The 16418-nt window shown below is 47.3% G+C and carries 16 protein-coding genes; 8 read left to right on the top strand and 8 right to left on the bottom strand.

Annotated features, from left to right (window positions below; all coding sequences use genetic code 11):
• Positions 1–297 precede the first annotated feature (297 nt).
• Positions 298–894: an N-acetylmuramoyl-L-alanine amidase gene (locus L9W92_RS17585; RefSeq protein WP_240085050.1), complete on the top strand. Its 597-nt coding sequence runs from the start codon at positions 298–300 to the stop codon at positions 892–894.
• On the opposite strand, the gene L9W92_RS17580 is transcribed toward L9W92_RS17585, so the two are convergent.
• Together L9W92_RS17580 and L9W92_RS17575 are read right to left on the bottom strand one after the other, a co-directional pair.
• Positions 878–1270, bottom strand: coding sequence for a CBO0543 family protein (locus L9W92_RS17580; RefSeq protein WP_240085049.1), 393 nt, complete (start codon positions 1268–1270; stop codon positions 878–880). The genes L9W92_RS17585 and L9W92_RS17580 overlap by 17 nt on opposite strands.
• A 406-nt stretch (positions 1271–1676) precedes the next feature.
• Complete coding sequence (locus tag L9W92_RS17575; RefSeq protein WP_240085048.1) at positions 1677–3065, bottom strand: uridine kinase family protein; 1389 nt, start codon at positions 3063–3065, stop codon at positions 1677–1679.
• A gap of 193 nt (positions 3066–3258) precedes the next feature.
• Here L9W92_RS17575 and L9W92_RS17570 point away from each other — a divergent pair, with 193 nt between their 5' ends.
• Complete coding sequence (locus L9W92_RS17570) at positions 3259–3420, top strand: hypothetical protein (RefSeq protein ID WP_240085047.1); 162 nt, start codon at positions 3259–3261, stop codon at positions 3418–3420.
• Positions 3421–3425: 5 nt separating this feature from the next.
• Here L9W92_RS17570 and L9W92_RS17565 read toward each other — a convergent pair whose 3' ends face one another.
• From L9W92_RS17565 to L9W92_RS17555, 3 genes are all read right to left on the bottom strand, one after another.
• Positions 3426–3758, bottom strand: coding sequence for a hypothetical protein (locus L9W92_RS17565; RefSeq protein WP_240085046.1), 333 nt, complete (start codon positions 3756–3758; stop codon positions 3426–3428).
• Positions 3759–3907: 149 nt separating this feature from the next.
• Positions 3908–4831 (bottom strand): ribonuclease H-like domain-containing protein, encoded by a 924-nt coding sequence (locus L9W92_RS17560; RefSeq protein WP_240085045.1) that lies wholly within the window; start codon positions 4829–4831, stop codon positions 3908–3910.
• Positions 4828–7164 carry a DEAD/DEAH box helicase gene (locus L9W92_RS17555; RefSeq protein ID WP_240085044.1) on the bottom strand — a complete coding sequence of 779 codons (2337 nt, stop codon included), beginning with the start codon at positions 7162–7164 and terminating at the stop codon, positions 4828–4830. Before L9W92_RS17555 ends, L9W92_RS17560 begins: the two co-directional genes overlap by 4 nt.
• Before the next feature lie 160 nt (positions 7165–7324).
• On the opposite strand from L9W92_RS17555, the gene L9W92_RS17550 reads away from it, so the two are divergent.
• Both L9W92_RS17550 and L9W92_RS17545 read left to right on the top strand, forming a co-directional pair.
• A complete protein-coding gene (locus tag L9W92_RS17550) occupies positions 7325–7528 on the top strand; it encodes a DUF3006 domain-containing protein (RefSeq protein WP_240085043.1) in 204 nt (67 codons plus the stop codon).
• A 19-nt stretch (positions 7529–7547) separates the two neighbouring features.
• Complete coding sequence (locus L9W92_RS17545; protein ID WP_240085042.1) at positions 7548–8420, top strand: ComEC/Rec2 family competence protein; 873 nt, start codon at positions 7548–7550, stop codon at positions 8418–8420.
• Between the two features lie 63 nt (positions 8421–8483).
• Here L9W92_RS17545 and L9W92_RS17540 read toward each other — a convergent pair whose 3' ends face one another.
• Positions 8484–9299, bottom strand: coding sequence for a fibronectin type III domain-containing protein (locus tag L9W92_RS17540; protein ID WP_240085041.1), 816 nt, complete (start codon positions 9297–9299; stop codon positions 8484–8486).
• Between the two features lie 197 nt (positions 9300–9496).
• Positions 9497–9820, bottom strand: a complete 324-nt coding sequence (locus L9W92_RS17535; RefSeq protein ID WP_240085040.1) for a hypothetical protein — start codon at positions 9818–9820, stop codon at positions 9497–9499.
• A 208-nt stretch (positions 9821–10028) separates the two neighbouring features.
• Here L9W92_RS17535 and L9W92_RS17530 point away from each other — a divergent pair, with 208 nt between their 5' ends.
• Positions 10029–10259, top strand: coding sequence for a hypothetical protein (locus L9W92_RS17530; protein WP_240085039.1), 231 nt, complete (start codon positions 10029–10031; stop codon positions 10257–10259).
• Positions 10260–10360: 101 nt separating this feature from the next.
• Here L9W92_RS17530 and L9W92_RS17525 read toward each other — a convergent pair whose 3' ends face one another.
• Complete coding sequence (locus L9W92_RS17525) at positions 10361–11170, bottom strand: CsxC family protein (RefSeq protein ID WP_240085038.1); 810 nt, start codon at positions 11168–11170, stop codon at positions 10361–10363.
• A 279-nt stretch (positions 11171–11449) separates the two neighbouring features.
• Here L9W92_RS17525 and L9W92_RS17520 point away from each other — a divergent pair, with 279 nt between their 5' ends.
• The 3 genes from L9W92_RS17520 (at position 11450) to rph (ending at position 15825) form a co-directional block, all read left to right on the top strand.
• Entirely contained in the window at positions 11450–12628 is a 1179-nt protein-coding gene (locus L9W92_RS17520; protein WP_240085037.1) for an MFS transporter, read from the top strand.
• Positions 12629–12986: 358 nt separating this feature from the next.
• A complete protein-coding gene (locus L9W92_RS17515; RefSeq protein ID WP_240085036.1) occupies positions 12987–13133 on the top strand; it encodes a hypothetical protein in 147 nt (48 codons plus the stop codon).
• A gap of 22 nt (positions 13134–13155) precedes the next feature.
• On the top strand, positions 13156–15825 hold the full coding sequence (rph, locus tag L9W92_RS17510; protein ID WP_240085035.1) for a rifamycin-inactivating phosphotransferase: 2670 nt from the start codon (positions 13156–13158) through the stop codon (positions 15823–15825).
• The last annotated feature ends 593 nt before the right edge of the window (positions 15826–16418 follow it).

Genomic DNA, 16418 nt, shown 5'->3' with positions numbered 1-16418 from the left:
AGATACGCATTGTCATCCATAATTACACATTGATGTTAATATCAAGAGATGGGCTATCTGGAAACAAAGTGAAAAACTAAGAAATATGAAGATATTTTAAGATAATCAAAGTACATTAAGGGAGGAATTATATACTACGATTTATATCTTAAAAGCAATATATCAAATCAAGCTCCTCAGACAACTGAAGCGAATATCCCACAGCCTGATTCAGAGGACCCGGCACAAACACCAATTGATAATATCCCGGTTAATAGGATTAATGATGTCAACCAGCCAAAGCCATCTGATATTGGGTTGCAAATTATCTATAAGCCGGTTTTATTAACTGATTATCGCAAGCAGTTAGCTCGTGAATATGCCCAAATGCACTACGGTGAGCCATTTGATACAATTATACCTCAAGCTATAGTAATCCATTGGACAGCATCAAATAGCATGCAAGCAGTTTACAATTATTTTTATGGCGAGGAAGCAAGCACGGATCGGGAATACGGAAAGTTAAATTTAACTTCACATTATCTTGTTGATAGAGATGGGACCATTTATCAGCTAACACCGGAAACTAATCTGAACCGGCACGCGATAGGGTTGAACTGGTGTTCAATTGGAATAGAAAATGTCGGGGGCGTAAACGGTAACCAGGATTTAACAGACGCACAGCTTGAATCAAATGAAAAGATTGTACGACATTTAACAAGTAATTATCCGTCAATCAAATATTTGCTTGGGCATTACCAGCAAGACCGCACTAAAAAAGCAGGGCTGTGGAAAGAAAATATAAGCGAATATTATGCGGATAAACCTGACCCCGGCCCCGTTTTCATGCAAAGTCTCATAAATAAGGTTAATGATTTGAAATTAGTTACGTTTCCAATTATTGAGCCCTCTTGACAATTGATTCTAAAAGCCATTTTAGAAAAACGGCCATAAAAATATAAATTGGTAATGAATAAATATGTTTCCACACAACTGGCTCATATAGTTCTAGCCACACTAAAATAGGTTCAAAAACAAAAGAATTTAAAAGAGATATTCCTATCGAAGCGAAAATAAACGATTTCCACTTGGGGAAATATTGATACATCAGCATGTAAATCATTGGCAGAAATACTAGATTCACAGGTATCATGGGTGGTAATAAGGGTAAAATCATAATCGGATATCGCCAAAATCCAAGAGCGAAACCAGCGACATCTAAAATATTGGAAAATAAGGACACCATAAGCCCGTAGGTTACAATCCGGAGCAACCTTTTTTTATCAACCAATATCCACCAGGCGATAATAAAGAAGATAACCGTTATTACTGCAGCCCACCAGCTAAAGGAGAATACAGCTTCTTTTAACCATAACTCTAAGAGGGAGCTTCTTAGAGCCCCGTTTTGTTCTTGGATTTTTTGCCATAAATAATTGTTTTCAATATTTTTTACTAAAGAAAATTGAATTAAAATTGAGTTAAATATTTCCTTCGTAAATATCCTGCTCCCATTTGATTCGGTAGTTTAGTTGAGTTTTTCTATAACAATATTATTTACAGACTTGGAAATAATATTTGACGAAAAATTTTTTGTCTAATATCCGGGAGTAAGGATGATAGTAAAAAAATAGATAAGGCGGGTAAGCCATATAAAAATATGGTTGCATTGTCCAGGGGGCAGGTAGTTAATCTCTGGATCAATCTGAATAAATGCTCCCGCCAATAAATTCTCTAAGAATGGAATTGAAAGGAATTTTGGCAGAATCCATCGGCTTAAAAAATGACAACAGGTTCATCAGCCGCTCTTTTGTAGCATAATGAGGAGAATCTTTACTGACTTTCTCCAGGGAAGCCTCCGCGAAGGGGCGCAAGACGTTTAGCTCATAGAGCAAACTTGAATTAAACATTACATCACATTCTTCCTGGTATTTAAAGACGCTCTTGATTTCACCCTTGCGCACATTGTCCCACTGGTTGAAGGTGGTATCGGGATTTAATCCTCTAAACCGGTCGTCTCTGACCATTCTGCGGATCATCCTAACCTCCGTGGTGGGAATCCTGTTCATTATGTCGATGTTGAGTTCGAACAATGCGCTAATGTAGATCTTAAAAAAAAGGTTTCTGCTTATGTTGGGCAGCAGGCTGGGATTTAACGCGTGAATACCTTCAATCAAGAGAATTTCATCAGGTTTCAGCTGCATGGTTTTTGTTTTGTGGCTGCGGCAGCCGGATACAAAGTCGAAAATTGGGGTTTCCACAGTTTCCCCTTTGATGAGATCTTTTATCTGTTGTTGCATTAGCTTAAGATCAAGCGCTTGCAAGGCATCAAAATCATACTTGCCGTCTTTATCGCGCGGAGTCTGTTCCCGGTTTAAAAAATAATTGTCCAGTGAAAGAGGAATCGGCTTTAATCCATTGACCCGCAACTGAGTGGAGAGCCTGCGCATAAAAGTTGTTTTTCCTGATGAAGAAGGGCCTGAGATGAGGATCACTTGCACGGCGCGGCGCTGTTGAATAATCGTATCGGCGATATCGGAGATTTCCTTTTCCTGCAAGGCTTCCGCAATGCTGAGCAGTTCCATGCTGTGTCCAGATGCGATATATTTATTCACGTCGGGAACAAATTCTAATTCAAGATTATCCAGCCACTTGCGGGTTTTATCATATGTCTCAGCCAACTTTTGGGGCAGGGTAAAAGGTTTTACTCCTTCTTTATTGATTTCCGTAAAGTCTATAATAAAACCCGAAGAAAAGGGGATTAATCTAAAGTTGTCAATCTTTGAAGAACGATTATTCGCCGGATACAATGCTTTGATAATGGTATTGCCCACCTTATAATGGTAATATCCTCCTTCCCGGTCAAGCAATTGGATCAAATTGTCATAATCCGCCCATTCGTGCAGCTTGGCGCCAATCTGTTTTACTTCTCTAACAGAGAGCGAAGAGCCGGCAAGCTTGCAGAAAACTCCCTCATGGATGGAATAATCAGTTTTTAAAGTCTCTCCGGGGAACAGGTCTTGAGTGACTTTAATCAGCCCTAATTTTACAGTCTGACGATTTAGGCGCAAATGAGTTTCTTTTGCCATCAGGTTCACACCTTTCTATTAACAGCTCGTTGGTTAACAAATTAACCACCGGGAAAGGCTGCTCCCGTTAATTTTCTGTCTATTCAGATTATAAAACATGCTTTCCTTTGTTACAAGGGTAAATCAGTTGCCATAAAAAGAGACCGAAAAACCTTGTTTAAATATTTTTCATGAGGAATTCTCACTGGTTACGATGGAATCCCCGGCGTCGGGGCTTCGGGTGGTGGCCAACGAACTGCCGGGCATGCGGGAAGCGGAGTTGCCCGCATGCGAAAAAAGGCTGACGGATGGCATCGTCAGGCAAGTGGAAAGGAGCAAGCTGCTCCCCGGCGTGGGGTCATTGGGATGGGATTAACCTCATTATGGTTGACTGGTGTTTTGAGAGTCAAGGGATAGCCAACACTTTTCAACAAGGTTTTTTACAATTTGCTCAATGAGAACTTCAGTATTTGGAGCGTGGATTACTTTAGGTGTTGGTTCTTTTGCGGCCGTGGGCTTTTCTTTTTCGTATAGATCCTCATAATCTGCAATTATTTCCAATAATACTGGCGGGTTCGGTTCCAGGAATAACCTGAGAGCCTTGATTCGTGTGCGTATAACTGCGAGCTCATCCTCAAGCTTTAACGCTTCATCCTCAAGTTCAGCTATTGCTTGCTGCGCCAGGAGGAGCATCTGTTCCTTGTAAACCGGCAAAATTCCCACCCTTTCGTTTGTTCTTTTTATCACCGGGTTTTATGTCCACAATTCCCATTGAAGATCTTAGGCCAGGTTATGTTGAAGGACTTATTAGTACAATATGTCAGGAGGGCGAGAATTAGAAGAGCAAAGGTGTACTTTTAACATTAGTCATTGCCGGGGCCATGAACCACCGGCTTAAAGAGCTTGGCCATAGATAATAAATCAAGCCGGTTGTGCTTAAGGACCGGCCAAATCAGTCCGGCATCTTGCTTCTTCGTAAAACGGTGATAAGTCTTAGGTATCAAATAGCCTGGAATATCGTCCTCACGTTGAAAATTTAAAATATTTATCTCCAGGGTCACTAGTTTGCAGTCAGGCAGGGTGCCCCTAAAGTGTCTTCTGGCGTGAAAGAGCATGTCCACCTGGTAGTGCGGGTAGCTGTAAAACAGCCGGTGTTCAATACTCCGGCCGATAATATACGGCACGTCGAAACGCTTTCCGTTGTATGAAACCAATACTTTAAAATTCCTGAACACCTCGTTGGCGGCGGCGATAACCGCTTTTTCTTCACTATAATTCCTGGCGAATAACTGGTTGATGAAGAACTTACCCTGCCTGTAATACAATAATCCAATCAAAAACAGGGGCTGGCTGGCCCACAGGCCTGTGGTTTCTATATCAATAAAGAGTATATCTTCGGGCTCAAAATATGAAAGCAGCTCCCATTGTCTTGCTCCTAACATTTGCAGTTCATTAATTTGCTGGTTCTGGATCAGGTTGATTACCTTGACCGCGTATTCGTTCCAGCGGGGATGGTTTAACAAGTCTGCAACACTCGTATATCCCTGTTGGCGCAGCTTTTCTTCCGTGACCGGCCCGATCCCCCTGACCAACTGAAGGTTTGTTTGAAGAACAGAGTACTCATCAGCGGGAAAAAATAGGTTGCCGGGCAGCTCGCTTTCCAGCAAAAAGTAATTCCCAAACCTCGAAGATATTTCTTGCCCCTGCGGCAATATCACGGGGCTAATCCCGGACTCTTGCCGCGCGGGCTTATTTCTGACATTTTTTAGCCGCTCGAACAAGCTCATTGAATAATCCCCTGGCGATTATTTTTTAACGCTTTTCTCAAACGCTCACGCATCGGTCTTTCCAGCTTGCTGTCGGGGTTCAGGACCGGACTGTATGTCTTGCCCAACAGCGAATGCAGGAGGTATACGGCGGCCTCTTTGTCCAGCGGGCGGTTGAAATTGGAACACTTGGGTGAGTATATGCACATTGGGCAACCGGCCTCACACCGGCAGGAAGTGATCGTTTCAAGAGTAGCCTCAAATAATTCAAAAGCCTTGTCGTATCCCTGTTCACTGAATCCCACGCCGCCATGGCACGCATCATGTATAAATATGGTTGGCCCTTGCGTTTGCGGGTGCATTACTGTGGACAGGCCGCCCAAGTCGTTGCGGTCGCACATGGCGAAAAGGGGCAGGAGCCCGATTGACGCGTGCTCAACCGCGTGCAGCCCGCCCATCAAGTGCAGACCGTATTCTTTAGCCCGGGCGGCAGCCTTTTCATTAATAACCACCCACATGCCGGTTGTTTCCATTACCCGCTCGGGGAGAGCAAGCCGGTCGCCGCCGACCACCTGGCCGGTCTTTTCATGTTTTTTCACGAACCCCGTTACTCTTGTTGTTACCTTTAATTGTCCGGTATACAGGCGGTGGCCGTTAAGCTCCTTGCTTGTCTCGGTGGAAAGAATCTCGGTATTCTTTTCCCTGCCGCACATGGTGTAGTAGTCCACATCCATTTGCTTCATAAAGGCCGTGCCGGTGTTCAGATCAAGGCTGTTCACCACATAAGTGCTTCCCTGGTGAGTGTATACCGCCCCCGGGTAGACTTCCGAAAAAGCCGCGTTCTCATCCAGCACTTCGAGCAGGCGGTTTCCCCCGCCGGTGTCCCGCAGGTGGAACAGTGTGGAAGAACTGGACCGCACGTTTACTCTTTCGGCGGGATAGGTCTGGCCGTTGTAAAAATAAGTTCCCCCCGAATAAGCAACTTCACCATCCTCTTCCAGCAAGGTGAGCAGGTCAACGAAAGTGCCGCTCCACAAGGTGTAATCTTCCGGTGTGACCGGCATCTCATGCGTCGCGCAGAGGGCGTGTCCCATTAAAATATACGGGTTGTCCGGATCGATCAAGGCCTGCTCGCTGGGCTGGGCGAAAAGCGCTCCGGTATTGCGGATGAAGTACTGGTCAAGGGGGGTTTCCACCGCGATGAAGATCACCAGCGACTCTTTGTTGCTCCTGCCTACCCGGCCGGCCTGCTGCCAGGTAGAGGCGATAGTACCCGGAAAGCCTGCGATTAGGCAGACTTCGAGGTCGCCGACGTCAATGCCCAGTTCGAGCGCGTTGGTTGAAACAACGCCCAGCAGGGAGCCGCTGAAAAGGGCGCCTTCGATTTTCCTGCGCTCGTCCGCGAGGTATCCGCCGCGGTATGCCATCACTTTGCCGGCGTATTTTTCTTCATTAAAATTTTCCCGGGTAAAGCGCAAGATCCGCTCGGTTACCTGCCTCGCCCTGGAAAAAGCAATAGTCCGGTAACGGTTCTCCAGGCACAGGGCAAGCAGCCAGGATACCTCGCGGATGTACGGAGTGTGCGCGGGCGGCCGCCACAGGACGAATTTCATTCTGCCCCGGGGCGCGCCGTTGTTGGCAATTAGTTCAACCGCCCGGCCGGTCAAGCGGGAGGCGTGCTCCTGCGGGTTGGCAATGGTCGCCGAGCAAAGGATGAAAACGGGGTCCGCGCCGTAGTGCCGGCAAATTCTTCTCAGCCGCCTGATAATGTGGGCGACGTGTGTGCCGAAAACCCCCCGGTAGTTGTGCATTTCATCGATGACGACATATTTCAGGTTTGTAAAGAAGCGGTGCCATTTTAGGTGGTTCGGCAATATTCCCCAGTGCAGCATGTCAGGGTTGGTAATGATGATGTTCGCGTTGTCCCTGAGCGACGTCTTTTCACCGTCGGGGGTATCGCCGTCATAGACGCCGGCCTTAATCCGGACCTCGTACTCCAGGATGGAATCCAGTTGGTCCTGCCCGAGCGATTTGGTCGGGAAAAGGTAAAGAGCGGTCTGCCCCCGCGTTCTCAATATGGAATCCAGCACCGGAAGGTTATAACACATGGTTTTTCCCGAAGCGGTGGGTGTCACGACAACAATGCTTTTATTTTCGCGCACCTTTTTTATCGCGTCCACCTGGTGCGTATATAGCCGTTCAATTCCCCGCCCGCGCAGCACGGAGCCGATTTCCGGGTGAAGGGCGAAGCCTAAATTGCTGTACCGGGCTTGCTGAGATTCTATTTCTTCTATGTGGATAATCTGACCTCTGTACGAGGGATAATTTTTTATTCTATCGAGAAGTTTTTCCATACTGTCAGCACCTCAAGCCGGTTATTTCTTATTATATTATAACTGATCCGAAGCGAAAACGGCCGGCAGTAATTATATGAATGCTTGCATAACTTTTGCTGATGTGATATTTTGTTTCGGTCTGGTGATTTAGCATGATTGTGATTGGAGGGACACATTTATGTTAATAGTTGACCGTTTCGAGGGTGACTGGGCCGTGGTTGAATATAACAAAAGGATGACTTTTAATTTGCCCCGCTTTCTTGTTCCCGCCGGCGCGAAAGAGGGAGATGTAATAATCGTCAGTGTAAAAGTAGACACCGGGATTACGAAAAAATTAAATACTGAGGTCAGTAAAATGGCGAGTGATCTTTTTCAAGATTAGATTACACGGGGAGTAGATTATGAGAAGATTTATTCTGCTTTTGCTGGCTGTTTTATTTTTGGCTGGCTGCTCCAATCCGATAATCCAAAAGGTAAATACGAAAAATAAGCCGGCTTCCCCCGCCGTTTCCGGGACCCAAACGGAAAACTTGAAAGTTCACTTTCTGGATGTCGGCCAGGGTGATTCCATACTTGTCCAGTTTCCCGACGGAAAAAACATGCTTGTGGATGCCGGCGCAAATGAAAGTGCGCCGACAATAATCAACTACTTAAACAGCAACGGCATAAAAAGGTTGGACTATCTGGTTGGCACACATCCCCACGAGGACCATATCGGTTCGCTTGACGCGGTGATCAATCACTTTGAGATCGGCGAGGTGCTGATGCCCAAGGCCACCACCAACACCAAAACATTCCGTGACGTACTGGCGGCGATAAAAAACAAAAGACTCCGGGCAACGACGGCAAAAGCCGGAGTGAGCGTCATCAGCGACGGCAACCTGTCGGTCGATATACTCGGACCGTGCGGCGACACTTACGAGAGTCTGAATAACTATTCAGCGGTGATAAAGATAAAGTACGGCGACGTGGCTTTTCTGCTGACGGGCGACGCCGAGGCGCTTTCCGAGCAGGAAATCCTGGCAGCCGGCGCCGATGTCCGGGCCCAGGTCCTGAAAGTGGGGCATCACGGCAGCGAATCGTCCACATCAGCGGAGTTCTTGAAAGCGGTAAATCCTGAGTATGCTGTAATATCGGTTGGCGCCGGGAACGACTATCATCATCCTCATCAAGTCATTTTAAACAAGCTGCGAAAAGCCGTGATAAAGGTCCTCCGTACCGATCAAATAGGTACAATCGTTTTTTCAACGGATGGCCGGAATATTTATCGCTAGCTAAAGCCCTTGGTCTCGCCTTCCGGTGGGAACAAGGGCTTTAATTTTGTTCGCTTGCGCTTTTCACCGTCGCAGCCAGCGCCAGTAGGTAGAGCGGTAATCATCATATGAGGTTTTTTCGGGCAACGATTCTTCCTTCAGGGTACTTTGGCTGCCGCCCAAGCTATCATATGTCAATTTCGCCAGTTCCTCCGGGAAGGTGGCTGCTGTAACGGTCGTTAAATTCCCTTCACCCCAGCCTGCCGGATTGTGCGCCATTGCTTTGAGCTCATAGGTGCCGCCGGGTGTAAGCCCGGTGATGGTGAAGCTGAACACTCCGGGAGCGAATGAACCAGTTTCAATACCGGCATCACTCCAGTTTTCACTGCCCAGTGCTCTAATTTGAAACTTTCTTTGGTCGCAATTCTCCCCGCTGGTATCAGTTATACTCCCATTCAAAGTTGCAGAGTCCGTGCCGACATTTGTGGCAGCGTCTGTTTGAACGGTAGGCACAACTACCACCGGGAGAGAGTTGTAATCAACCTGGCTTAGTGATACATTCAGACTTTTTTCTTGTCCTGTCATGTGTTCCTGATTAAGAATTTGTGCTTGTTCCGGCATCCGTTCTCTATCCGGATATTCGCTTGAATTACCTGGGCTATCAACACCCTCAGACAGTATGTATGTCTTGCCGGCTCTTACTTTAAACCCAAGCAATTCATGATAATCCGGCAACACCGGTATGGAAATCAAGTACCCGCCTTCCCGGTCGGTGAAAGTGGAGCCCAGTAATCTTTCAGTCCCGTCAACGGAGCTGGCAAATACGATAACAGCCGCCCCTTCAACAGTTGCAGCGTCATTATCCTTGACCACACCATAAAAATTTAATAACTCATCCATTTTTTGACCCGCAAAAAACTTTCCGGGGTCCGGTCTTATTAAGCTGTTACCCATAAATATCCGCTCCCCCAAAATTATTTTGCTGCAATCCCCACCTTTACTGAAGATTGTAAACCTCCCGGGTAAAACTCAACCTGCGGAGCCGCCATTTATCATAGAGACTCCGCTCAGGTCGAATTAAATCACCTGTCCGGAACTTAGACGGTGACGGATGAATAGTCATTGGCGCTGGCCCTGACAATAATTGCGGTGGTATCCTCTGATATTCTATTCTTATCAAGCTGCAGCAGGTAATAGCCGTCGCTGGTGCTGAAAGTATGGCAAAGCGGCTCTTCTTTGCCGCCGTTTATACGGGCATATACCATGACCAGTGCTCCCGGAACCGGTTTTTTCCCTTCAGTCTCCATTACAACACCATGTAAAACCAGATCGTCCACCTTTTTCAACACGATGTTGCCCTCAAAATGACGCTGATTCTCCGATGGTTTTTCGAATTCAATAGCTCCCGATACCCAAGCCATTACAATACCTCCTTATAATATTAAAAACTGTTAAAAGAAAATTTAGGATATGTTTAGATACGCTCTGCCTTTAAAATATTCAGTAGATTATAAAGACGTTACATGTAAAGCATATTTTTTATTGTCAAAAATAGGCATGTAATCATAATATGTTACAGGTGAGCCAGAAAAAAATAAATTAATAAAATATATAATAGGGGGGTAGAACATGCAAGAAAATAAATTTCAGGCAGAGAAGGTAATAGATATCAATAGTCAGGATCTGGATAAAGTTTCTAATATTAAAATGGATCTTCAACTGTTGGTGAACCGAAGGAGAAACAGGCACCAGAAAGTTGGACCGGAAAACAAGCCGCCTGTTCCGGCGCCAGCCAAAATGGCTGTCAAAGTAAGTTCAATTAAAGCGAGAGCGACATTAAGACCTATACAAGACATATAAAAGACGTTGCCCAAAAGAGTCCTTGATACTATCAGTGGGAAGTATCAAGGACTCTTAAGCTTCAGGATGCTTTGGCCATATTGCCGCCGGTGACCTGTTAATTACTTATGATCATATGGGTAGGGATCCGGGCAGGGATGAAAAGCAGGAACCCAAACCTGTTGGTTTTGCAATAGTTTGAATCTCAGCTTGATCACCATTTTTTCGTCAAATTCCTTGAAGGTTTTTTCTTCAAAAGGACCGCCGGAGATTGATTCACGGTTGATGAACTCATCGAACTCAGTAATGGTGCTGCTGAGCAATTCGCAGAATGGAAGCTCGTTGAAGAATTCAAAACTCTCCTGGTTGAACTCAGACAAATCCCCGGCCAGCAACTTTTCCTTTTCCGGAAAATCTGATGGAAGAGGAGTAGCTGAGAAGTATTCAAACTCTTTGGTTTTACTGGGTATGACAGGGCATGGTGGAGTAATGAAATCTTCAATTTCTGTTACGCATCTGAAGGGGGTGTCAAGAGTGCAGTGACTTATGGTGCCGCATACGCTGTCGGAATCTACACATAGGTCAGCTTCAGCAAACTCAATGTTTTTGCGGACGAATCCTTCCAGGAATAACTTTTTGGTGTTTTGGATAAGCCTGCATTGTGTAAGTTTCAAACGTTTTTTAATTCGCTTGATTTCAATTGCGGGCGTAGGCAGGGTGATTTCTGAAAAGAGATCGATCTGCACATCCACTTCGGCAAGAACCACGGGTATTTTTACCAATTTTTTCTTCTTCCAGTCTGTTACGCAATGATCTTCCAGGTCCTTCATCTTCACCGGGTCACTGTCACAAAATGGTACGGTTTCGGTATCAACGGCGGCACACTTTTTCGGACAATCCGATGCTTCGATTGACGTACTTTTTCTACGCATTTTTATTCCTCCAAATTTTTATGCTTAGAGACGGTATATAATTTGAATCGCTGGGTGTTCAGCAGTAAATATAGTATTGTCAAGGCTTTGCATTATTTACCGGCTCTTTATTTATAGTAAATAATATTCAATACGGTTCGGGGTTGTTACTAAATATTGTTAATTATTCTATAATGTAATTTTAATTGCTTAAAACGGTATTTATACCCCCCCCCTTGACCTAATTAAAAGGTTGTTATTATAATAATGTAGCTTTATGTGTATGTGTATTGCGAGGGAATGATTATATTGACAGCTAAGCCGCCCGGCAAGGGGAAGATACTAGCTATCGCCGCGGCTCACCTTTTTAACGACTGGTACATGAACTACATTCAAACATTGTTGCCTTTCATGGTGGCCGCCGGACTTGGAATAAGCCGGGGGGCTTTTCTTGTTTCCGCCTTTACGGTTACTTCTTCATTACTTCAGCCGTTTTCCGGCTACCTGGTGGACCAGAAAAATCAGCGCTGGATGGTTTATGCGGGCACACTTTGGATGGCCGTGCTGATCAGCTTGGTGGGCGTGCTGCAAAACTATCCGCTCCTGGTGCTCACCGTGACTCTGGCCGGCCTGGGCACGGCGGCGTTTCACCCGCAGGCCTCGGCTATGGTCGCCGCAGTAAGCGGAGATAGAAAAGGTTTTTATCAGGCTGTTTTTATGGCGGCCGGAAACATCGGGTGGGCACTGACTCCGCTGATGGTGGTTCCCTTTACTCAGATGTACGGTTTAAAGCTGACTCCGCTATTTGCCCTGCCCGGAGTGCTGGTGGCTGTCCTGCTCTGGTTCACCGCGCCCAGCGTACCGGCAGGCGCAAAGGCTGCTCCGCCCCCGCTGTGGCCGGTTCTTCGCGCCGCTTGGGCCGAGTTGACCAAAGTCATGCTGGTGGTTACCTGTCGTTCCCTGGCTTACTTCGGCCTGGTATCGTTCCTCCCCCTTTATCTTCAGCATGAGAATATTTCTCTCCTGGCCGGCAGCCGTCTTCTGTTTCTGATGTTGTTCTCAGGAGCAGTGGGAGGCCTGGTAGGCGGATATCTCTCCGATCTTATCGGTAGGAAGGCCGTCATTGTCGGGTCCCTGGTCACGGCCAGCCCGTTGTTTTACTTATTCCTCGGGGCAAGCGGCCCGATCAGTTATCTGTTCCTGGCCTTGGCCGGCGCCTGCCTGCTGGCGTCTTTTTCGGTGACAATCGTGGTTACCCAGGAAGTCATCAGTAAAAACGCCGCCATGGCGGCGGGACTGATACTTGGCTTCGGTATCGGTATGGGTGGCCTGGGGGTCGGCCTGGTGGGGCTGTTGGCGGAGCACGTAGGCATTGTTTACACTATCCACATGCTCATCTGGCTGCCTCTCCTGGCCGGGTTGTTCGGTCTGAGTATAAAAGGTAAGGATTTGTCCGCTTCTCTTTCAGCGAGCAGTTAATAAGATTATAATCAGGCCCGGAAAGTTCCTGATTGTAGACGGTATTGTCGCTGGGACGGGCAAGTGAGCAAAACCCTCGTTTTGCAGCCAGGCAAGAACGATAAAAGATGGGTAAAGTTTTGCATAAGGCCGGTTTCCATGTAAACGCTGGGAAACCGGCTTTTTTACTTTATTATCGCCTGTTATTAGCGATATGAAAGCTAAGGTAGTCCCCCGCACACGGCGCAAATTACTCCGGCCGGCGTCACGCATATGATAAGCTCCCTGGAGGAGAGCGTTATGTGGAACGTTTGGCGGGTTCGGCGATACGTTGTCATCGTTTAAACCGACAGCTAGGGGAAATCAGATCGTTAATTTAATGAACGCAAAATTTCTGGAAACACTAAAAGAATTGATTGATTATCTTGGACTTTTATCATCAGCGTTAACCTTTATAAAGAAAGGCGGCACTGTGGTGCGGAAAAATGCAAAACGTAATATATTGAAAATAAAAGCGGTGTTTTGAATTAAGCAAAGGGGTATCTGACATGAGTGAGTACGTGTTATATTTCAACGAAATAAATAGATCCAGTCTGGCTAGGGTAGGGGGCAAAGGAGCAAATCTGGGTGAGTTGTGCCATATTCCCGGGATTGCCGTGCCGGCGGGTTTTTGCGTTAGCACGAGGGCTTACCAGGATTTCGTGCATAAGAGCAAGGAGTTTGCCGAGTTGCTTAAAGCCTTGGAATTAATCGATATTGAATCCTTTGAAGAGCTAAAGGCAGCAGGAGAACGCCTGCGCGCCCACCTGGAAAACCTGGACATTCCTGTTGCCATCCGACAGGAAATCGGCCGGGCCTGGCGTATGACCGGCAGTCAATACGCTTACGCCATTCGCTCCAGCGCGACTGCGGAAGATCTGCCGGGAGCGTCGTTCGCCGGGCAGCAGGACACTTTCTTGAATATTAAAGGCGAGCATAACATCCTTGACTGCGTCCGGAAATGCTGGGCGTCCTTGTTTACCGACCGGGCTATCGCTTATCGCCGGAAGAATGGTTTTGCCCATGATAAAGTATTGCTTTCCGTTGTCGTGCAGCGGATGGTCTTTCCCGAAGTGTCGGGGATCATGTTTACGGCCGATCCGGTAAGCGGCAACCGGAAGATCGTGTCCATCGACGCGAGTTTCGGTTTGGGCGAAGCATTGGTTTCAGGCATTGTTTCCGCCGATTTATACCAAGTAAAAGCAGATAAATTGATCAATAAGCAAATTGCCGGGAAAGAGATCGCTATTTATGCCAAACCCGAGGGCGGCACGGCCAAAGTGGAAATTGCGGAAGAGAGGCAAACAACCCAGGCTTTGCCGGACGAAGACGCGGTCAGGCTGGCCCGGATGGGGCGAAGCATTGAAAAACACTTCGGCAGCCCGCAGGATATAGAGTGGTGCCTCGCTGACAACGAAATATTCATTGTGCAGAGCCGGCCTATTACAACCCTTTATCCCGTTCCCGCAGTCGCCGATGAGCAGCTTCACCTTTTCGTGTCGTTCGGTCACGTGCAAATGATGACCGAGGTCATAAAGCCCCTTGGCATATCGGTGTTGAGGACTTTTCTGCCGCTGGGCAAAAGCTCGCCGCGGGCGGAGAGCGATCTTCTGGTGGAAGCGGGCGGCAGATTGTATTCCGACGTTGTCACCCGGTTGCTTGAATATCCACAGTTGAGAAAACTGCTGCCTGTAATATTGCTTAATATTGATGAATTAATCAGCCGGGCGGTACAGGACTTCATGGATAGAGAGGAATTCCAGGCAAATGAACAGCCGGGCAAAAGATTGGAATTCGCCCTGGTTATAAAGGCTTTCCCGACGGCTTTCAACGTCCTGAAAAATATCTTGTACCGTGATAATAAACATGCCATTGCTCAGTTGAACCAGTTTATCGACAAGCAAGTCAGGGAAAACAGAAAAAGACTGCAGGAAGTGTCAGGCTCGGATAGAATTGCAATGATTCAGGAAATATTGCACGGCATGTTGTCAATGATTTTTATGAGGATAGTTCAATATTTCCCCGCGGCGATAGGCACTTACAAGCTAATCGAGAGCCTGTCCAAAAAGTGGCTGGGGGACACGGCCGAGTTGGGCAGTATCAGTAAATCCCCGCCGGGTAATGTGACAACCGAAATGGGGTTGGCGCTGGGGGATGTTGCCGACGCCGTGCGCAATCACCCGGCAGTGATTGAATACCTGGAGCACGCGGCGGATAAGACCTTTTGGGAGGACTTGAGGTCTGTTCCCGGCGGTGAAGATGTTCTGCCTGTTTTCTTGAATTACTTTGAGCGATACGGGATGCGGGGGACGGGGGAAATCGACTTGACCCGGCCGCGCTGGCGTGAGGCCCCGACCCAGCTGGTTCCCGCTATTTTGAGTCACATTGGAGGGGTCAGACCCGGGCGGCACCGCCTCGATTTCCAGGCCGGCAAGGAGGAGGCCGAAATCGGCGCCCGCAGGTTGCTGGAGCGCCTGCGTCAAAAGTCCATGGGCTCTCTTAAGGCAAGGATCATGCGGCGTTTAATCAAGGTTCACCGTTCGTTGATCGGGATGAGGGAACATCCGAAATATTTCATCGTGCAAAATTTCGATATAATCAAACAGGCAATTTTACAGGAGGCGGACACACTGGCCGCGGGCGGAATTCTGGAGCGTCCGGATGATATCTTTTGGTTCTCCTTGCAGGAAATCAAAGACATAATTGAAACACGGCGTGTAAACCATGATATTATCGCCATGCGCAAGGAAAAATTCCAGCGTGATCAGCAGTTGACACCGCCCCGCGCCATAACCAGCGAAGGAGAAATCATTACCGCCAAGCCTGGTGTCCACGTTCCGCCAAACGCGCTGGCCGGCAGCCCGGTGTCGGCCGGAACGGTAGAAGGCCGCGCCCGGGTCGTGTTGAAGCTGGCAGAAGCTAAAATGGATAAAGGAGATATATTGGTGGCGCCCTATACCGATCCGGCCTGGACGCCGTTATTCCCGCTTGCGGCTGGCCTGGTCACGGAAGTCGGCGGCCTGATGACCCACGGCGCGGTTGTGGCCCGGGAATACGGTATCCCCGCGGTAGTAGGGGTGGATAACGCGACTCGCAAAATCCAGGATGGCCAAAAGATACGCGTGGACGGTACGCAGGGGTTTGTCGAGATTCTTGAGTCTATTGGGGTCAGCCCTTGACATTGGACAGCTGAGGGCATTATTGTGGGAATGAGCTATCATTATTAGAAAGGCCTTTCAACTACATTTAGTCCTCATGGTTATTCTTAGGTAATTTCCCCTGAAGGTACTAGAAGCTGCGGAGATCAATTAGGTGTATTTAAGTTTGGTAGTTTCAAACTTGCTACTTAGGCGGGGGTACCTTTAGGCGGAGGGTACCCATTGTGCCGGTAACTATCAAAGGAGCCTATAATATTATGGAAGCCAACGGTGGGCTGAACGAACCGGCTAAGGGTCAGGCTTTACTTTGTGCAATTCTAGAATTGCACAAAGTAAAGCCTGACCCCCATTTACCAGGATTTTCATGTAGCATTTAGTATAACTTAATCGTTAATATTAGTAGATGGGGACACACCTCTATATTGAGTATTCCTATATTGATGAGGAATGTACCCGATGGAATTCCCCAATTAGGAAAGGTCCCCTTAATAGGCTCTCGGCATTAGATGGGAGGAATCATTAAATCTGGAATAAAGCAACTGGAAATTCTGGCATGCCAGGCTAAAAAGACTGTCCTTTTCACGACATTCCTAAAAATGGGCATGGCAAAGAAG

The organism is Pelotomaculum terephthalicicum JT (assembly GCF_022410535.1).
Lineage (GTDB): Bacteria > Bacillota > Desulfotomaculia > Desulfotomaculales > Pelotomaculaceae > Pelotomaculum_D > Pelotomaculum_D terephthalicicum.
Note: the sequence above shows the minus strand (reverse complement) of the source record. Positions and strands in the feature narration are given on the sequence as shown.